An 18,704-nucleotide genomic window follows, 5' to 3' on the forward strand; every position below is an offset into this window, starting at 1 on the left:
TTTTTGAATAAAGTTTGAATCAATCACGACGTGAATTTTGACAAGGATATAGTCATGACGATGGACACCACGCACCATACCGACAATCGCATCACCTACGAGACGCAAGGTCACATCTGTCTCATAGGTCTCAATCGTACCAGCAAGCGCAACGCCTTTGACAGCCACATGATTGACCAATTATCCGACGCACTGACCCACTACGAGCATGACGATGAGTTACGCTGCGTGCTTATCTTTGCACATGGTGAGCACTTTACGGCGGGTCTTGATCTCATGGAATTGCAGGATAAATGGGACAAAGGCGCATTTGAGTTTGATCATGATCAAATCGATCCATGGGGCATCAGTGGTCAATTGCGCCGCAAACCTGTGGTCGTCGCGGTACAAGGCACTTGCTTTACCGCTGGTATTGAGCTGATGCTCAACAGTGATGTGGTCATCGCAAGTGACAACTGCAACTTTGCCCAAATGGAAGTGCTGCGCGGTATCATGCCGTTCGGTGGGGCGACGGTCAGGTTCGTACAAGCCGCAGGATGGCAAAAAGCCATGCCGTATCTGCTCACTGGTAAGCCGTTTGATGCGCAAACGGCGGATCGACTCAATCTGGTCAGTGAAGTGGTGGAGAATGGCACCGAATACGAGCGCGCACTCACGATTGCCAAAGAAATCTGCCAAGCAGCACCGCTCGGTGTACAAGGTCTACTATCGTCAGCACAAGATGTCAGTCGTAGCGGCATCGGCGCGGCACTGGCCAATATTCATAGTTATCTGCCAGATCTGTTTTGTTCAGAAGATGCGCGTGAAGGTGCGATGGCGATGGTGGAGAGAAGGGACGCTGAGTTTAGGGGGCGTTAGTTTTGAGAAATGCTTACTTCAAATTTTGAAGTAAGCGTTGCCGTCATTTAGTTCTAACAATGCTTCTGCTAAAGAAAACTCTTCTTCATCTTTTACCTCATTATCTATTTGAATATCCCAGTCGAAGTAGTGATATATGACACCAGCTAATTCGTCTTTATCAAGCTGAGCTACTAAATCTTCTATATTTTCAAAAGGTGGTAAATTATCTTTTATTTTATTTTCAACTATATACCAATCGCTATTTTCCCAAATAATTTCAAGGCCTTTTTTAAATGTTACTGGTAAAGCAGCAGGCCCACAAACTTCTTTATAGTGTTTTTTTCTAATAAATAATCTTGAACCTTTTAAGAATTCGTATAGGATTTCTCCGTAACTATTTTTTTTCTTATTTCCATCTCTTAATTCAAAGAAGTTTCTGACCCACATTAGCCTATCGCTTTTACTAGATATATCTGTATGCACATATGAAAAATCTGTAAAAAACTTACTTATTTTCTTTTGGTCGCTTAATAACTTATCACTATAGACAATAAATTGTACTGAATCAGGTTTAGCTTGCGTAAGATGTTTTTTGTCAAGAAGCATAATACCTCTTTTAGAAAATATTAAATATGATAAGTTGCTTCTATAAAGCCAGCTAGATATAGACCAACCTAAATATTTAAGATTTATTATTTTATTCGTAATTTTAGTAAAACTTCTAAAATCTGCATCATGAAAATTTTCAAAAAATCTTTTAACAACCTGTAATGAAATATCTTGTGCTAAGGGTTTTAAAAAATCTAGTTTATCCGATGTTAAATCAGTTCTTTGTATATTTAAAGGTAATTCTCCATTGTTATCGAATACAGCTATAGTAGGAGTACTTGGTATTAATAGGGCATCTCTTTGCCAAGGAAGGCACAGATAATCGTTTCTTCGATAACGATAATAATATGAATCTTTTACTTCATTTATAAAAATACCATTGCAAATAAGTATTGGTTTTCTTTCATTATTTAGGGAGCTAAATCGTTTTTGCGACCATATAATACTTTTGAAGTTTTCAGTAGCAATCTCGTACCAACTAGAATTCTTTAAATTATTATTACATTGTGGTACTTTTATTTGTTGAGATAATAATTGTCTCCCTTCATTTTCTGTGATTAGCACCCTTCTTAATTTAGGATTTTCTAAACAATACCAATCCCATTTGCGTGTATCTTTGATTAGATAGTTGACAATTTTTTTACTCACTTTTATAGATATTTTGGTACCTATATGACAACTTATGTTCGCAATAGTGACAGATTTGCTGCCTCGACTACATCTAAACTTTAAACCTTCGTTCTTTGGAGATTTTATATTCCTTGTTTCGACATTAAGTTCATCACCTAATAAGTATGCCGCTAACAAGCCGATACCAAATCTTCCTGTACGATGGATATCAGAACTACCATCGGTTTCATGCGTCTTCTTCCATCTATCGCTATTTCTAAATGAAGCACCTATATTTAGAAAGTAGTTTTCGATAGTATCCAATGTCATACCTATACCGTAATCTTCTACGATAACTTCACCATAATTTTCATGCTCAATCACTGAAACACATACATCATAGTCTTCATGATTCTCAAAACTTATATTATTTTTGCTAACTATATCGTCGCGCTCTAAACAGGCATCGACCGCATTTTGTACTAACTCACGAATACCAATCTCAGGTTTATTACCGTAAAGCGGTGCAATAAGTAGTTCCATCATTTCGGAATCAGCAGTACGAAATTTAAGTACTTTTGGGATAAAGTCAGGTCTTTTCTTTTTAGTATATTCATTGATATCGTCTAAAGAAGAACGCAAACGGCGAATATTGATACCTAGATTAGCCATTTTATCGAATCTGCCATATACTTCACCTAATACTGCCCAAACTCCATCAAGTTCCCTCTGTATATCGCTAAAAAGCCATCTCAAGTCTTCAAAAATGAGAGCGTCTTGAGGTTCAGCATCTATAAATAGTGCTTCTGGATCTTCATCAGCATGGTTGATTTCGAGAATAGCATCATGCTTTTTCCATTCACCTCTTGATATAGGGCTAATCAACGATGTCACATTTAATAGTTGATAAGGCGCTCTAGTTGCTTGCACTTGGATGTAGTCCGAAATACGTAATACGGACATCAAGAATGGAACATGGCAATTAAGATGCTCTCTTTTTTTCTTAGTATCAAGAGCATCTACTGCTCGTCGTAGAGACATATTATGACTTTTAGCAATAAAACCACACAAATCTAAAAAACGTGGTCTTGGCTCTTCAGCGAGTTTTATCGTTTTACCGGTTACTCCAGGAACACCATTGAAGACGATTTCGTGTGCTATTCGAGCATGATGTCTTCTAACAAACTCACCTATCAATAGCTTATGTCTGGTGGAGAGATCAATTTTGCTTTCTGGAATATCTTCTATGGGTTGAGAATCATTGAATATAGTCTTTAATTTATCTGAGTTAAATCGCTTAGCCTCGGCGATATAGTCAGACCACATAACGCTCCATTTAGGTTCTGCATCAACATACCGAGAGTCAATGGGCTTATATTCATCTTTTATTAGGGAGTAGAAACCATCTTCTGTAAGGTGCATAGCGCAATCATGAAGTAATACAGAAACTATCATAGCTGATACATCTTCAGGCGTTATAGTGCTCCAGCTTTCATCTGTAATAATACTTTCTGCGGTTGCTAAAACCTCATTCAAATGAGTAAAACTATGGTCTGTATATTCGGGGAAAAAAACTGTCGTATTTGCATCTAGCCAAGGTCTAAGGTTATTCACGCTAGTTATAGTAAAAGAGTGGACGTTAGAGTCTTGTTCCAGTTTTTCTTTCATTCTTGTAGGGATGTTAAGGGACACAAAAAATCCTTTTCTAATCTATTATAGGTTGACAATTTTTTATTCTAGCAAAGAGGTTTTATATTTACTCAAATATTTTTTAGAGTTGGACTTATTTCTACTGAAGTAAGGTTTTGCAGTCAATCACCCTCAAACCTCGCCCAAATCTTCTAAATCCACATACTCTTTTTTGCCATGGATCGTATACATCTTACGGTCGATCTCTGGATACAGGGTAATATCAATATCAGGTCTACTACCGCCCATTAGATAAGTGGCATCGGCATCGCTATCATTACGCATCGAATGCGCCGCGCCATGTGCAGGGAAGCCCACAAAGTCGCCAGCGCTTAATTGATATTGCTCATCGCCGAAGCGCAGCGACAACTCACCTGACAGCACATAAATAAACTCATCGGACTCTTCATGATAGTGATGCGTCGTCGTCTCATCGCCCGCCTCTACACGTACGAGGTGCAAACCAAATTTGGTCAGACCAACGATATCACTGAGCGACACCGTATGGCGAATGGCGTGTTCATTGAACTGGTGGACGTGTTTGGTTTCGGTGGTATTATCGATATCAGATTTGGTTAGGACGTAAGCGTGCGTGTCCGTCTGCGGCTTTTGGTCAGGTAAGGTCATCATCTGTCTCCGTGATTGATGTTTTGAGTGTACCTCACTATGAGCCAGTCGTGCTAGGTGTCAAACATGGTAAAAAAGAGGTGTCTCAGTCGCACGGCGATATAGTCAATTCACTTTCAAAAGCGATACAAAGCTGCTGGGATACATGTTACGCAGCCTCTGTCAGCGCAGCCACAGTAAGCAAGTCAAATTTATACTAGTAGCCAATCAAGATTGATGTATCGATTGTATTTTGAGATGACGATATACCCATAAAGCCATTGGAGATAGCACCATTCATGTTGTACCCTAAGGGATTATTTTTTGTGAGGAGAGGCCTGTGTTATACAACTTTGATGAAGTCATTGACAGACGGGATACAGGATCGGTCAAATGGCACTATAGCGATGACACGATTCCGCTATGGGTGGCAGATATGGACTTCAAAGCGGCGTCGCCTATTTTACAGTCGATTAAGCAAGTCACGCAGCATGGCATATTGGGTTATACCAAGCCCACCGAGGCACTATACGACGCGATTATTGACTGGCATGGCAGTCGTTATGACTTGCAGCTGAATAAAGACAATATCTTGTTTTCACCAGGGGTGGTGCCAAGCCTAGCGCTGATGATGCACGTCTTTACCGAGGTAGGGGACGCGGTACTGATCAATGATCCCATTTATGCGCCGTTTATGAGTAAGGTTGAGCAAAATAATCGCACGCTTGTGACCTCAGCGCTCAAAGATGTTGAGGGGCAGTATCGTCTGGATTTGGCTGATATCGAAGCCAAAATCACCCAGCATGACGTCAAGCTGTATTTACTGTGTAATCCGCACAATCCGGGCGGGCGCGTATGGACGGCTGAGGAGCTTAAAGCGGTTCTAGCCTTGTGCAAAAAATACAATGTCGCCATCGTCAGCGATGAGATTCATCAGGATTTGACCTTGAGCGGTCACACATTCACGCCGTTTTTGACGCTTGCAACAGGCTATGAGCATAAGGTAGTGAGTCTGACCTCAATGACCAAAACCTTTAATATCGCAGGTATCAAAGGCTCAATGATATTTGCGAAAGATGACGGACTAATCCAAAAAATCAGTCAGCAGCAGCATTTAAATGATGAGTATGAGCTAAATTTATTTGCTTATACGGCGATGCGTAGTGCCTATGAGCAAGGTGGCGCATGGCTCACGCAAGCACTTGAATATATTGAGGCCAATATTGAGTTGACCGTGCGATTTTTAGAAACGCATCTACCTAATATTAAAATCATGCGTCCAGAAGCGTCTTATTTGATTTGGCTGGATTGCTCTGCGTATGCCAAAGACGACCAAATGCTCTATGACGCATTAAGAGCCGCCAAGGTTGAGCTAAATGCAGGGATCAAATACGGTCAGGAAGGGCATCTTAAAATGCGTATCAACGTGGCTTGTCCCAAAGCGCTACTGACCGAAGGGTTAAACCGTATTTATCAAGCGTTGGATAACAGCAGTAAGCATTGATAATGCCAACATGAGAGTTGGGTGCTACCTTTACTTTAGATAAATGAAAGCCATAAAAAAACCCTGCCATGGCAGGGTTTTATGGTTTTTGATTAAAGGCAATGGTTTCTAATTTTATAATCGGCTTATTGAGCAGACTTATAATAGTCAACCATCATCGTACCCAACGTGCCGTTTTCATCAATTGTTACTATCTTGACCGTACCCATCTGTGATGCCGTACTGGCATTGACTTGACCCGCATTGCCTAAGACGACCTGATTTCGATTAGCCGCTTTTGTGCTGTTACCGATAGCGATGCTATTTAAACCGCCCGCCATTGCCATATTACCGATTGCTACAGAAGACTCGCCTTTTGCCATGGCTGCTTCACCAACGGCAGTGGCACGCATACCACTGGCATCGGCTAGATGACCGAATGCTTGCGCGCGCTCTCCTGTCGCTTTTGACTGCCAACCGATAGAGGTTGAGCCTAGACCTGCTGAGTTGGCTTGACCGCCGACCGCAGTGGCGGAATTCATACCCGCTTTGGCTTGGTTACCAATAGCAACGGTATCATTCGAGCCACCAGCCATGGCAGCTTCACCAACGGCAGTTGCGCGTACACCACTGGCATCGGCCAGATGACCAAACGCTTGCGCGCGTTCAGCCGTGGCTTTTGATTGCCAACCGATAGAGGTTGAGCCTAAACCCGCTGCATTGGCTTGACCGCCAACCGCAGTGGCAGAGTTCATACTAGCTTTGGCTTGGTTACCAACCGCAACCGTATCATTCGAGCCACCAGCCATGGCAGCTTCACCAACAGCAGTTGCACGTACGCCACTGGCATCGGCCAAATGACCAAACGCTTGCGCGCGTTCAGCCGTGGCTTTTGATTGCCAACCGATAGAGGTTGAGCCTAAACCCGCTGCATTGGCTTGACCGCCAACCGCAGTGGCAGAATTCATACCAGCTTTGGCTTGGCTACCAACTGCAACGGTATCATTGGTGCCGCCAGCCATTGCTGCATTGCCACAAGCGAGAGCCATTTTGACATTGCTGGTCGCGCCTAAAATAGTGGTCGCATTGGCATCATTAAGTTGACACTCAGACGCCATAACAGCAGTGGTGCTCAGAGAAGCGGCTGCAACTGCTAGGGCAAGGGTAGTGATCTTCAATGTAGAGCGTGGCAAAAAATCCATTTTCATCGTTGTTTATCCTGTATTTTAAAAGCTTTAAGACTTTTGGTTGATTCGATTGGATGTTGAATAAAATAACGCTTGTCTGTTGCACTCAGCTGAATTTGTGAATGCAACAGACGGTTATCAGTGATTTACCAAGCAAACGTAACGCCGCCACGCGCGCCAACTTTGCCAGTATCGGCACCAACACCAGCGCCCGCTGAGATGGTCACACTGTCACTTGCTCGTCCAGCAAATGACGCGCTCACAGCAGTGCTGCCATTATAGTAACCAGTACCAAATCCCATGGCATATCTTTTACCTGAAGGAATCACAGGGGTTTCCATAGATAGTGCCATGGCGATGCCATCTTCTGCTTCATCTAAGCGATCTTCTTGACGATTGTATTGTCTACGCAAGTCGTTGAACTGTTGTGAGGTGGCAAGTGAGTCTATGCTGACACTGGTACCTAGTGTGCCGTTTGCATCAGTCGTGACGATATTGGTGCCACCTGATTGTGAGGCGGTACTGGCTTGGAGCTGACCTGCATTGCCCAATACGATCTGGTTGTCACCTGCGGCATTTGCGCCATTACCGATAGCAATACTGTTGATACCACCCGCTGTTGATTGGTTTCCTAAAGACACAGAGCCAGCGCCTTGTGCTTGAGCCGCTTCACCCACTGCGGTCGAGCGTACGCCAGTTGCTTTGGCTAAATGACCGAACGCTTGCGCACGTTCTGCTGTTGCAGCGGATTGCCAACCGATAGAGCTTGAACCTAGACCTGCGGCATTGGCTTGACCGCCAACAGCGGTGGCTGAGTTTTGACCTGCATTGGCCAAGTTACCGATAGCGACTGTATCATTTGTACCGCCAGCAACCGCTTCATTACCTAGAGCCACAGAGCGCTCGCCTTGTGCGACGGCCGCTTCACCAACGGCGGTTGAGCGCACGCCTGTGGCAGAAGCTAGATGACCAAAGGCTTGAGCACGCTCAGCGCTTGCCGTGGACTGCCAACCCATTGCGGTCGCGCCTGCCTGAGTGGCTTGTGCTTGAGCGCCGATAGCTGTGGACGAGGTGCCAGAAGCAGTCGTTTGACGCACGCCACTTCTGTCGCCACCTATCGCAACCGCATCCAAACCTGAGGCTACTGATTGATTACCGATAGCGATGGCATTGTCTGAGCTGGCATTAGCCGCTTCACCAACGGCAGTTGATCGTACGCCACTGGCATTGGCGAGATGACCAAAGGCTTGTGCGCGTTCGCCTGTTGCTTCTGATTGCCAACCGATAGAGGTTGAGCCTAGACCTGCTGCATTGGCTTGTCCACCCACAGCGGTGGCTGAGTTTTGACCTGCATTGGCCAAATTACCAATAGCGACCGTATCGTTTGTACCACCAGCTGTTGATTGGTTTCCTAAAGCCACAGAGCGCTCGCCTTGTGCAGCAGCATCTTCACCGACGGCAGTTGAGCGAACACCAGACGCACTGGCTAAATGACCGAATGCTTGGGCACGCTCGGCGGTAGCGGTTGCACGCCAACCGATAGCAGTAGCTCCTGCCGTTTCGCCTGTTGAGGTTAGGTTACCTGCGTTTAAGTCAGTGCCTGCGGCTACGGTTCCAGTGAAGGCTTCGCCGCCCATTACTGTGGTCGAATTACCATTGGCCTGAGTTTTATTACCGACAGCGACCGTATCGTTGGCACCGCCAGCAAAAGCGTCTTCCCCAATTGCGGTAGAACGAACGCCAGACGCACTGGCTAAATGACCGACTGCGGTCGCTCGTTCTGCGGTTGCGGTTGCGCGCCAACCAATAGCGGTGGCGCCAGGCCCTGTTGCGACGGATTCACCGCCTACTGCCGTCGTTGAATTACCATTTGCATTGGCTGTGTCACCAATCGCTAATGCATCGATACCGTTGGCAATGGTTTCATTACCAATTGCGGTAGAGAACTCGGTTTGAGCGTCTGCATTTTCACCGATAGCCAGTGAGCGTTCACCTTGAGCAGTTGCTAAATGGCCAAAGGCTTGTGCACGTTCGGCAGTGGCTGCTGATTGCCAACCGATAGAGGTTGAGCCTAGCCCTGCGGCGTTGGCTTGACCACCAACCGCCACAGCAGAGTTCATGCCAGCATTGGCTTGGTTGCCGACTGCAACCGTGTCATTGGTACCGCCAGCGGTCGCTGCTTCCCCAACTGCGGTGGAACGCACACCATTTGCTTGAGCCAAATGACCGAATGCCTGTGCACGTTCGGCAGTGGCTGCTGATTGTCAGCCGATAGCGCTTGAGCCTAGACCTGATGCAAATGATTGCCCACCAACAGCGGTAGCTGAGTTCTCAAGTGCAAGTGCTAAATCACCAACGGCTACGGTACTATTAGTACCACCAGCCTCTGCCATCATTCCACAGGCAAGAGCGGTATCGCCATTACTAATGGCTCCCAAGTTTGTTGTGTTACCATTTTCATCAGTAAATTGACATTCAACTGCCATGACGGTGGTGGTACTAAGAGAAGCGGCAGCGATTGCAAGGGTGAGGGTACTGATTTTGAGGGCTGAGGGCGATAACAATTCCATTTTCATTGTTTGTATCCTTTTGAGAAAGCCATCATGGCTTTACGGTGGTTTGGTTGGATGTTGACAGAGATCATTGCGCACTTGGTATCAAGACGCTCCGACATGAGTAATCTAACAATTGACCATCTAGCAGTGCAGGTAGTGGGACTAGGTCACTTACGGGTCACTTACTTAAAGGAACGATAATAGATTGGCCTAAACGCTGTCCTGCGATTAACGGACCAACCTACTGTGATATGTCAAAACATAAACCGCGTACCGCCCTCAAAAAATTTTCGCTTGGATTAAAGGCATATTGATGGCTCATATGATTGGCAATCACTTCTTTACTGTACACGGTTATATAACAAAATTCGACTACTAATCGAGGCTTATTGTTAACAAATCCTACATAAACTAAAGGATAAGAAAGCCTATTTTGTAAGTAAAAGTTTCAAGAAAATATAAAATTGGTGAATGACTATCGTTCTCAAACATAGTCTTATATGGTTTTGCAACCAAAAACCATTAAAAGGCATCTTTTGGAGTCATAGTGGAAGAGCAAACTATTAGCAATAAAAGATTGGCGTATGACGTGTTGATATAGAGGATAGCTAGAGCCAAGACATATTTTTTCTTAACAAAATGCTTGAAACACGAAATTTTGCTGAGTAAGTAACCCTGATGTGGCCTAAACTTGTTAAAATAGGGCACCAATTTATCAATTGATGGATATCGATTTATGACTACTGCTGCTGCCACTCCCACCATTAAAGAAGATCGCATCTTAATTCTCGATTTTGGCTCACAATATAGCCAGCTAATCGCTCGCCGTGTGCGCGATTCTGGCGTGTTTTGTGAGATGTTACCTTATGATATCGACACCCAGCGCATCACCGAATTTGGCGCAAAAGGCGTTATCTTATCGGGTGGTCCTGAGAGCGTGCACGCAGAAAACAGCCCACGTATCAACGAGGCTGTCTTTGAGTTAAATGTGCCAGTATTAGGTATTTGTTATGGCATGCAAGCGATGGCGGATCGCTTCGGTGGTCAAGTTCATGCCAGTGATATTCATGAGTTTGGCGCAGCGACGATTGAGGTGACAGGTCATTCGCATTTGACCGAAGGCATTGAAGACAGTAAGAGTGAGGCATCGTTAGCCAAGCTCAATGTGTGGATGAGTCACGGTGACAAAGTGATCGAAGCACCTGAAGGCTTCGACATCGTCGCCAGCACACCAAGCTGCCCAATTGCGATTATGGCCAATGATGACAAGCAGTACTATGGTCTACAGTTCCACCCAGAAGTGACGCATACCCTACAAGGTCAAGCATTGCTTAGCCGTTTTGTGCATCAAATTTGTGAGTGTGCAGGCGAGTGGACGCCCGACAATATCATCGATATGCGTGTGGCGCAGTTAAAAGAGCAAATCGGTGATAAGCAGGTATTGCTTGGTCTGTCAGGCGGCGTAGACAGCTCAGTCGTCGCAGCCATTTTGCATAAAGCCATTGGCGACCAGCTAACTTGTGTGTTCGTGGATAATGGTCTATTGCGTCTACATGAAGGCGATCAAGTGATGCAAGTGTTTGCCGAAAACATGGGCGTGAAAGTCATCCGCGTCGATGCCGAAGACTTGTTCTTAGATGCGCTAGCAGGCGAGTCTGATCCAGAAAAGAAACGCAAAATCATCGGTAAAACCTTTATCGACGTATTCGCCAATAGCGCGCGTGAAGTGAGTGAGCAAAGCGATGGCAAGGTCGTTGAGTTCTTGGCTCAAGGGACAATCTACCCAGACGTGATTGAATCTGCCAAGTCACACCAAGGCAAAGCTCACGTCATCAAGAGCCATCATAATGTGGGCGGATTACCAGACGACTTGGCGTTTGAGTTGGTTGAGCCGCTACGTGACCTCTTTAAAGACGAAGTACGCAAATTAGGCATCACCTTAGGTCTGCCAGAAAAAATGATCTATCGTCATCCGTTCCCAGGTCCAGGTTTGGGCGTGCGTATCTTGGGCGAAGTCAAAAAAGAATATGCCGATATTCTGCGTTTGGCAGATGCGATCTTTATGCAAGAGCTTGAGCGTTCAGGCTGGTATGAAAAAACCGCACAGGCATTTGCTGTATTCCAACCAATCAAATCGGTCGGTGTGGTGGGTGATGGCCGCCGCTATGCATGGGTGATTGCGCTACGTGCCGTTGAGACCGTAGACTTTATGACCGCACGCTTTGCGCATCTGCCGTATGATTTGATCGAAACAGTCTCAAATCGCATCATGAACGAAATTGCTGACGTCTCACGTGTGACGTATGATGTGTCGAGCAAGCCACCTGCGACGATTGAGTGGGAATAATCCTTCCTTAGATACTGCTAGATAGCCATAAAAAAAGCCCACGATAGCGTGGGCTTTTTTGTGTCTGAATGTTTGGCAAAGCTATCAATGGCAATAAAAAGTAGCGTAAGTTAGTTACAGATAAAGGAATGGTTATTTTTCCAAAATCATATCAATATGTGGAATACCATCTTCCAAATATATCTCTGACGTTTTGACAAAACCATGCCGGGCATAAAATTCTTCCAAATACACTTGCGCACCAATCTCAATAGATTCGTTAGGCCATAAAGACTGACAGGCTCTCAAGGATTCTTCTAACAATTGATGACCAATGCCGCCACCGCGATGATCGGCTGAGGTGGCCACTCGTCCGATACTGACGGATGGGTAACTCACGCCTTTCGGTAATAAGCGAGTACAAGCGACAAGCTTGTCACCCTCATAACCCAACAAGTGATAAACGTCTTTTTGATGATCTTTGTCATCCAGTTCAGGATAAGGGCATTGTTGTTCAACCACAAACACATCTACCCTGAGCTTAAGGAGCTGATACAGCTGGATGGTTGTTAATTCAGCGAAAGGCTTGAGCTGCCAAGTGATCATAAAGTTTTCCGTCTGCTAATAGATAATACGCTACTGTAGCAAGGTTGATGGATGAGGTCATGACTCATTATTGATTGAGACTGTGTTTATCTCGTCAGCCGCTGTGGCCCCGCGCCTTTTTCACCCAATTCATCATAAGGGTTGAGCAGTTTACAACGCTCAAGTGATAAGCAACCACAGCCGACGCAGTCGCTCATCATGTCTCTTAACTCTGTCAGCTGTACGATTTTTCGATCCAGCTCTCCTTGCCATCTGACGCCCAGCGCCTCCCAATCTGCAAGGGTAATGCGGGTGTGATTTGGCAACTCTTGGAGTTCTAATAAAATGTCTTCTAACGAAAAGCCCGTACGCTGTGCGACCTGAATCAAGGAGACGATACGAATGACATGCTTTGGGTACTGCCGATGATTCGAGACGTTTCTTTGACTTTTGATTAGCCCTTTTCTCTCGTAGAAATGTAAGGCTGATATCGATACACCTGTCCTCTCACTGAGTATACCCACCGATATCCATTCTGGTATCAATTTTTTTTGCATTTTTCGCTTGACCTCAACTTAGGTTTAGGTAGCAGAATAGGCGAAAATCAATATGAGTTCAAGTCCAATGCTTGAGCACACAGGCGACTAAAAAGAGAGTAATCAATGAAAGTTAACGTGTTCGCATCAAGCTCATTATGCTTGCTTTTGATTTCTACCTTGACGGTAATGTCTAACGCCACCATCGCGCCTGCGCTCCCAGGTTTGGCCAATGAGTTTTCGGGAACGCCTTCTGCTGATCTGTTGGTAAAAATGCTACTACCGATACCGGCGCTATTTGTGGTGATTTTTGCGCCTATCTTGGGCTGGACTGCCGATAAGTTCGGTCGTAGAAATCAGATTATTCTCTCCACCTTGATGTTTGCGATATCGGGTGCAGCAGGCGCAAAGCTGGCAGGACTTGAGGCCATCCTCATCAGTCGCGCACTCTTAGGTATCTGTGTCGCGGGTCTGATGACAGCCATCACGGCTTTGATAGCGGATTATTTTGCGGGTCAGCAGCGCAGTCAGTTCATGGGACTGCAACAAGCATTCTCAAATATCGGCGGCATTGTCTTTATCGTCACCGCAGGGTATTTGGCCAGTATCAGCGCACGCTTGCCATTTTATATTTATGGACTTGCCATTTTTTTGGTGCCGTTGGTGTTTGTCTCTATCAAAGACAATAAACCGATCAATTCCAAAGACAATAAACTGCCAGAGGATACCGATGTAAATAGTGGCTGGAGACGAATCCTTGCAGGCTGTGCTGTTTTTCTTTTTTGTCACTTAGTCGTCTTTTATATTCTACCGACGCAAATACCGTTTTTTATGGTTGATATCGGTATTATAGACCCAAGTAAAGCTGGGTTGGCTATGGGTGCAGGCACACTTGCAGCAGCGATATCTGGTGTCTTTTTTGGCAAACTTGTCGCGAAGATTCACAGCCATGGTGTGGCGTTTGCAGGATTTATGACCATGAGCGTGGGTATGTTGGTGCTCTCACAGGCCAGCTCTTTTGGCTTGGTTGCCCTTGGGTGCGCGCTCATGGGCGTTTGTATGGGCCTTGTGATGCCAAATTTTATGGTAACAGGGCTTGCCTTTGTACCCAGTGACAAGCGGGGATTGGCGTCAGGTGTACTGACCAGCAGCATTTTTATCGGACAGTTTGTCTCACCACTGGTCACGTCTGCGCTTATCTCGGCACTGGCTTATAGCCATTTTTATTTGGTAATGGCGGGCTTCACGTTAGCGCTGGCAGTTGCAAGCGCCTTCATGCTAAAAGCGCAGTCCGTATTATAATACGTGGTGTCGCATCCCATCTAACCGCAACGCGTTTTTTACGCTCACAACAGATTAAAGATAACAACGATCATAAGGATTTTATAATGAAAGTACTTGCCTTTGGTACCAGCAACAGCAGAAACTCCATCAATCAAAAATTGGCTCGCTATAGCGCGGCGCAAATCGATGATGCCGATGTCACGCTACTCGATATTCATGACCTTGAGATGCCAATCTTTAGCGAAGAGCGCGAAAAAGAGAGCGGTATCCCTGCCTTCGCGCATGACTTTTATCAAGCGATTGGTGAGGCGGACGCGATTGTCATCTCGTTTGCCGAATACAACGGCTCGTATACATCTGCTTATAAAAACTTATTTGACTGGGCATCGCGTATCGACATGAAGGTGTATCAAGACAAACCGATGATTATGCTGTCCACATCACCAGGCCCTAGCGGCGCGCAAAGCGTGCTTGCTGCGGCAGAAGGGTCAGCGCCGTTCTTTGCAGCCGATGTCAAAGGCGCACTGTCATTGCCCAACTTCTTTGATAACTTCGATGTTGAGACAGGCGTTGTCACTGATGAGACGTTTAATCAAAAATTAAATCAGGCTATTAGTGCGCTTTAACCCTTGATCTAACTGTAAGAAGCGATAAACAAACACTCAACTTGGTTGGGTGTTTTTTTTGAGTGAAATAAATGAGATGTTAATAAGTTCGTTTTTTATTGAACATTTGTTTTAATTCCTTATAATGTGACACACCTAAATAGCCAACTTTAATTTACTAAAAATAGTGAAGATAACGCTAAAATTGTTATGATTCATAATATTAAGGGATATGATGCAGTGTATTAATTGCGGTCAAGAAAACTCACGTGATGCGCAGGTTTGCGCAAACTGTCACCAAAGCCTTACTAGTGTACAGGCACAAACACCGCCACCATTAACGCCCGTTAATATCGCAAAAGAGGCGCAAAACGTACCACATAGAGCGCCTTCTGACGCTGATACTGCTGATACGTTATTGGCGGCTTTTGTTGGTGAAAAATATGACGGTTATTATCGCGATAAGTGGTTTGAGGATGGTGAGCCACATTTGCTACTAGATAAAAAAGATATGCAGCGTCCAAAATTCAATTTAGCTGGTGTTTTATTGGGTATATCTTGGCTGTCTTATCGAAAAATGTATAAAATTGCGTTTTTTGTGATGCTTGGTATATCACTCTTAGATACAGTGTTAATGTATGTGCTTGGTGAGCAGACATATAATGCAATCAGCAATTCACTCTTTCTTGGTGTAGGGATTGTCATTACAGGCCTTTTTGGCAATTATTTTTATCTTAACCACAGCATTCAACATACCAAAAAAATAATGGCATCCAATAGAGACCTAAATATAGCAAGAGAAAAACTCGCTCAAGCGGGCGGTACATCATGGCTGGGCGCTATTGGTTTTACAATACTACTTGTTATCATGTCAGTATTGATCAGTTATTTTTTGGGTCCTGATTGGTATTGGGTAGAGTGATAGGTTTGAGCTTATGCTTAAATGATAGGTAGCAAAAAAACACTCAACTTGATTGGGTGTTTTTTTGAATGAAATAAATTCGAATAATCAACTTAAAGAAACTATTTATAAGTTATAGTTAATTACTTGTGGGTTAGTTGGGGAAAACTATGACTACGTTACTAATTTATCTGGATGTTAGGCTGGGACGAGGAAGATCAGCCCTCTCAATATAAGAAGGTAGAAACTACAAAGATAACAAAAAAGGCCCGCGATAGTTTGAGCTTTTTTATGTTTCTAAGCTTTTCATTCATATTTAGTATAGAGCGATAAGTTATTAATACTACCTAAATCTCTAAAACAAGAAGTTCAATGTAAATTTCTGAGAAGAGAACCTACTCAGCTAAATTAGATGACAAGAGAAGCCAGTACAATTAGTTCTGGCTTGCCGTTAAAAGTAAAATTATTTTATCTTCATTTAGAAGATTTACTCGGCTTTACAGCTGGCGTATTGCCCGGCGTATTTTTATTATCGCGTCGACGTTGATCTGGTTTACCAGTCGATTTAGCAATTGGTTTTGGTCCTGGCTTCAAACTCATGATTTAGTCCTTTAATTTAGTGAGGTTATTCCTCATTTATAATATGTGTCCTACATTAATAAATTTCAAGACTTTGTTAAGAAAAACTGAAATTTTTATAAATATTGTTGTTTGAAAGATCAATGAGAGGATTGTAGGAGTCTATTAGCAAGAACTTAGTGAAAATAACTAACCATCTAACTTTTAGTTAAAAGAAATTTCCAACTAAATTAGGGACTTTTTGTTTAATGCTGACTAATTTATAATTTAAGACCTGCTTCGATATCAGCAACTTTATCTATCAATTTATTGTTAAACTCTAAATATTTCAAAGAGTAGTGCGCTCTTCTATGACAGGTGGGACAAAGTGCAATAACATTTTGAGGCAAGTCTGCACCACCATCTGCTAACCTAGTTAGGTGGTGGACTTCTAGATAAGGTCCAGATTTGGTTTCAAATGGGGCCGTCTCTTCACATCCTTCGCATATACCGTTAGCTCTTTTTTTAGTATAAAGCTTAATTGCTATACTACGGTTTTGAATAGACTGAATTTTTTCTTGAGTGCTTGCCTGGATTGGTGTTGAACTTAAGGCAATTTCTCGCAACTGCTGTAATGACTTACCTTTATTAGACTTAGTTATATAAACGGCTTTAGGCGCTTTGACTAATTTGGAGGTTAGAGTTTGAGCTGTATCAATACCTTTCTCATTAACTATGTCTAAATGAAAAACGATAGCATCACGAACTTCGCCATTTCTATCTGGTCGCTCTTCGATATGATGGAAAACGTAATTACAATAACCTAAAAATCTTACAAAACCTCGTGATGTTGATTCGAAAAGTAGGATTTCTTTATTGTTTCTTTGGTGATTATGAATTGCCAAATTACCTTTGGTCATTTTCATGTCACCTTTTTGCCCTTCGCCAGTGTACTTAAAAGTGCCATTAGGATCAAAATCATCAATATAGCCATACTCATCGCCAGCATCGCCGGTGAAAATAAATATATATGGATGCTCGGCGGGCGTTGCTATACCACCATATTGCTGGCCTTTATATATACCGTGTATTTCAGAACGACGGTGATAAATCCTTCCTATTTCAAACACTGAGGTTTCCTTATTTTATTAGGCCAAAATTTTTAATATAGCTTTTCTGCTTCTTTTTCTCAATTTAAAATTTTTGAGTGAATAAAAGTTATCTGATTACTAAACCAAAAAAAGCAGCACCCCAAAACGAGTGCTGCCTTTATTTACCTTTCAAAAACCAAAACCCTAACCCCGCACATTCACCACATAACGCCCCACCGTTTTACTCGCGATAAACCGATCTAAGTATTCAGGCGTTTGCGCCAATGTAATCTCTTCGCCATAGCTTTCTAGATTGGGCAGTTTCATGTCGGTAGCCACACGCTGCCAAATCGCCTTCTTATCTTCTAACGGAATGTAGACCGAATCAATACCCAATAACGACACGGCTCTTGTGATAAATGGCATGACCGTCATCGAAAATTCAGGGGAGGCTGCCAGTCCACAACTGGTGACCGCGCCGCCAGCTTTGGTTTGTTTGAGTAAGTTGGCTAAGTAATCGCCGCCGATGGTGTCAATCGCATTTGCCCATAGCTCGCGGCCAATAGGTTTGCTACCGATTTCATTGATGGTATCGCGATGACGGACTTCGGATGCGCCCAGCGCCTTTAAGTGTTCGCTTTGTTCAGGCTTGCCTGAAAACGCAATCACCTCATAACCCAAGTGTTTTAAGATTGCGATACTGATGCTACCCACGCCGCCCGTGGCACCTGTAACTGCAACTGGGCCATCGCTAGGTTTTGCGCCCATTTTTTCTAGCTTTTGAATGCTCAAAGCTGCTGTCAAACCGCCTGTGCCATATATCATCGCTTCTTTTAATGTTAACGATTCTGGACATTCTATCGCCCAGTCAGCAGGTATCGAGATCATTTGACCAAGACCACCTGCGGTGTCCATGCCGAGATCATAACCAAATACCACGACTTCTTGACCTTCTTCAAAGGTGCCAGACTTGTCGCTGATCACGACACCAGCGGCATCAATACCGGGTGTGTGCGGATAGTGCTTGGTGATTCTTTTATTGCCAGATGCTGACATGGCATCTTTATAGTTGAGTGATGAATAATGCACTTCAATGAGCAGATCGTTTTCGGGTAAGTCAGTGAGACTGCGCTCTTGGATGCTTTTATTAAAGTTGCCATTGGCATCTTCTTCGACGACTAAGGCGTTAAAGGTTGGTTGGTTTGACATGGTGATATCCCTATTTATTTTTTGTTGTTGG

General features: G+C 44.0%; 15 protein-coding genes and 1 pseudogene. 6 read left to right on the forward strand and 10 right to left on the reverse strand.

The window, feature by feature from the left end:
• The first annotated feature begins 54 nt into the window (after positions 1 to 54).
• Positions 55 to 858 carry a crotonase/enoyl-CoA hydratase family protein gene (locus tag CZ794_RS11495; RefSeq protein WP_087041757.1) on the forward strand — a complete coding sequence of 268 codons (804 nt, stop codon included), beginning with the start codon at positions 55 to 57 and terminating at the stop codon, positions 856 to 858.
• 18 nt (positions 859 to 876) lie between these two features.
• Here the strand turns inward: CZ794_RS11495 and CZ794_RS11500 are convergent, their stop codons facing one another.
• Together CZ794_RS11500 and CZ794_RS11505 are read right to left on the reverse strand one after the other, a co-directional pair.
• Positions 877 to 3,750, reverse strand: coding sequence for an ATP-binding protein (locus CZ794_RS11500; RefSeq protein WP_143515725.1), 2,874 nt, complete (start codon positions 3,748 to 3,750; stop codon positions 877 to 879).
• Positions 3,751 to 3,879: 129 nt separating this feature from the next.
• Entirely contained in the window at positions 3,880 to 4,377 is a 498-nt protein-coding gene (locus CZ794_RS11505; RefSeq protein WP_087041759.1) for a cupin domain-containing protein, read from the reverse strand.
• A gap of 316 nt (positions 4,378 to 4,693) precedes the next feature.
• On the opposite strand from CZ794_RS11505, the gene CZ794_RS11510 reads away from it, so the two are divergent.
• On the forward strand, positions 4,694 to 5,857 hold the full coding sequence (locus CZ794_RS11510; RefSeq protein ID WP_087041760.1) for a MalY/PatB family protein: 1,164 nt from the start codon (positions 4,694 to 4,696) through the stop codon (positions 5,855 to 5,857).
• A 125-nt stretch (positions 5,858 to 5,982) separates the two neighbouring features.
• On the opposite strand, the gene CZ794_RS11515 is transcribed toward CZ794_RS11510, so the two are convergent.
• From CZ794_RS11515 to CZ794_RS14125, 4 genes and pseudogenes are all read right to left on the reverse strand, one after another.
• On the reverse strand, positions 5,983 to 7,044 hold the full coding sequence (locus tag CZ794_RS11515; RefSeq protein WP_256958960.1) for a hypothetical protein: 1,062 nt from the start codon (positions 7,042 to 7,044) through the stop codon (positions 5,983 to 5,985).
• 125 nt (positions 7,045 to 7,169) lie between these two features.
• Positions 7,170 to 9,143 (reverse strand): hypothetical protein, encoded by a 1,974-nt coding sequence (locus tag CZ794_RS14195; protein ID WP_373407936.1) that lies wholly within the window; start codon positions 9,141 to 9,143, stop codon positions 7,170 to 7,172.
• Positions 9,144 to 9,215: 72 nt separating this feature from the next.
• A pseudogene (locus CZ794_RS14320) lies at positions 9,216 to 9,269 on the reverse strand (hypothetical protein); the annotation flags it as partial.
• Positions 9,270 to 9,287: 18 nt separating this feature from the next.
• Positions 9,288 to 9,599, reverse strand: coding sequence for a hypothetical protein (locus CZ794_RS14125; protein WP_218778325.1), 312 nt, complete (start codon positions 9,597 to 9,599; stop codon positions 9,288 to 9,290).
• Positions 9,600 to 10,314: 715 nt separating this feature from the next.
• Between CZ794_RS14125 and guaA the strand changes: the two genes are divergently transcribed.
• Positions 10,315 to 11,925, forward strand: coding sequence for a glutamine-hydrolyzing GMP synthase (gene guaA / locus CZ794_RS11525; RefSeq protein WP_087041761.1), 1,611 nt, complete (start codon positions 10,315 to 10,317; stop codon positions 11,923 to 11,925).
• A 132-nt stretch (positions 11,926 to 12,057) separates the two neighbouring features.
• Here guaA and CZ794_RS11530 read toward each other — a convergent pair whose 3' ends face one another.
• Both CZ794_RS11530 and soxR read right to left on the reverse strand, forming a co-directional pair.
• Positions 12,058 to 12,510, reverse strand: a complete 453-nt coding sequence (locus tag CZ794_RS11530; RefSeq protein ID WP_087041762.1) for a GNAT family N-acetyltransferase — start codon at positions 12,508 to 12,510, stop codon at positions 12,058 to 12,060.
• An 86-nt stretch (positions 12,511 to 12,596) separates the two neighbouring features.
• On the reverse strand, positions 12,597 to 13,046 hold the full coding sequence (gene soxR / locus CZ794_RS11535) for a redox-sensitive transcriptional activator SoxR (protein ID WP_087041763.1): 450 nt from the start codon (positions 13,044 to 13,046) through the stop codon (positions 12,597 to 12,599).
• A 105-nt stretch (positions 13,047 to 13,151) separates the two neighbouring features.
• Here soxR and CZ794_RS11540 point away from each other — a divergent pair, with 105 nt between their 5' ends.
• From CZ794_RS11540 to CZ794_RS11550, 3 genes are all read left to right on the forward strand, one after another.
• Positions 13,152 to 14,327, forward strand: a complete 1,176-nt coding sequence (locus CZ794_RS11540; protein ID WP_087041764.1) for an MFS transporter — start codon at positions 13,152 to 13,154, stop codon at positions 14,325 to 14,327.
• Positions 14,328 to 14,413: 86 nt separating this feature from the next.
• Entirely contained in the window at positions 14,414 to 14,935 is a 522-nt protein-coding gene (locus CZ794_RS11545) for an NADPH-dependent FMN reductase (RefSeq protein ID WP_087041765.1), read from the forward strand.
• 211 nt (positions 14,936 to 15,146) lie between these two features.
• A complete protein-coding gene (locus CZ794_RS11550) occupies positions 15,147 to 15,836 on the forward strand; it encodes a DUF2628 domain-containing protein (RefSeq protein ID WP_087041766.1) in 690 nt (229 codons plus the stop codon).
• 818 nt (positions 15,837 to 16,654) lie between these two features.
• Here the strand turns inward: CZ794_RS11550 and CZ794_RS11555 are convergent.
• Together CZ794_RS11555 and CZ794_RS11560 are read right to left on the reverse strand one after the other, a co-directional pair.
• Positions 16,655 to 17,503: an HNH endonuclease signature motif containing protein gene (locus CZ794_RS11555; protein WP_087041767.1), complete on the reverse strand. Its 849-nt coding sequence runs from the start codon at positions 17,501 to 17,503 to the stop codon at positions 16,655 to 16,657.
• Between the two features lie 165 nt (positions 17,504 to 17,668).
• Positions 17,669 to 18,673, reverse strand: coding sequence for a YhdH/YhfP family quinone oxidoreductase (locus CZ794_RS11560; protein WP_087041768.1), 1,005 nt, complete (start codon positions 18,671 to 18,673; stop codon positions 17,669 to 17,671).
• Positions 18,674 to 18,704: the final 31 nt, after the last annotated feature.

The organism is Psychrobacter sp. JB385 (genome assembly GCF_900163785.1).
Lineage (GTDB): Bacteria > Pseudomonadota > Gammaproteobacteria > Pseudomonadales > Moraxellaceae > Psychrobacter.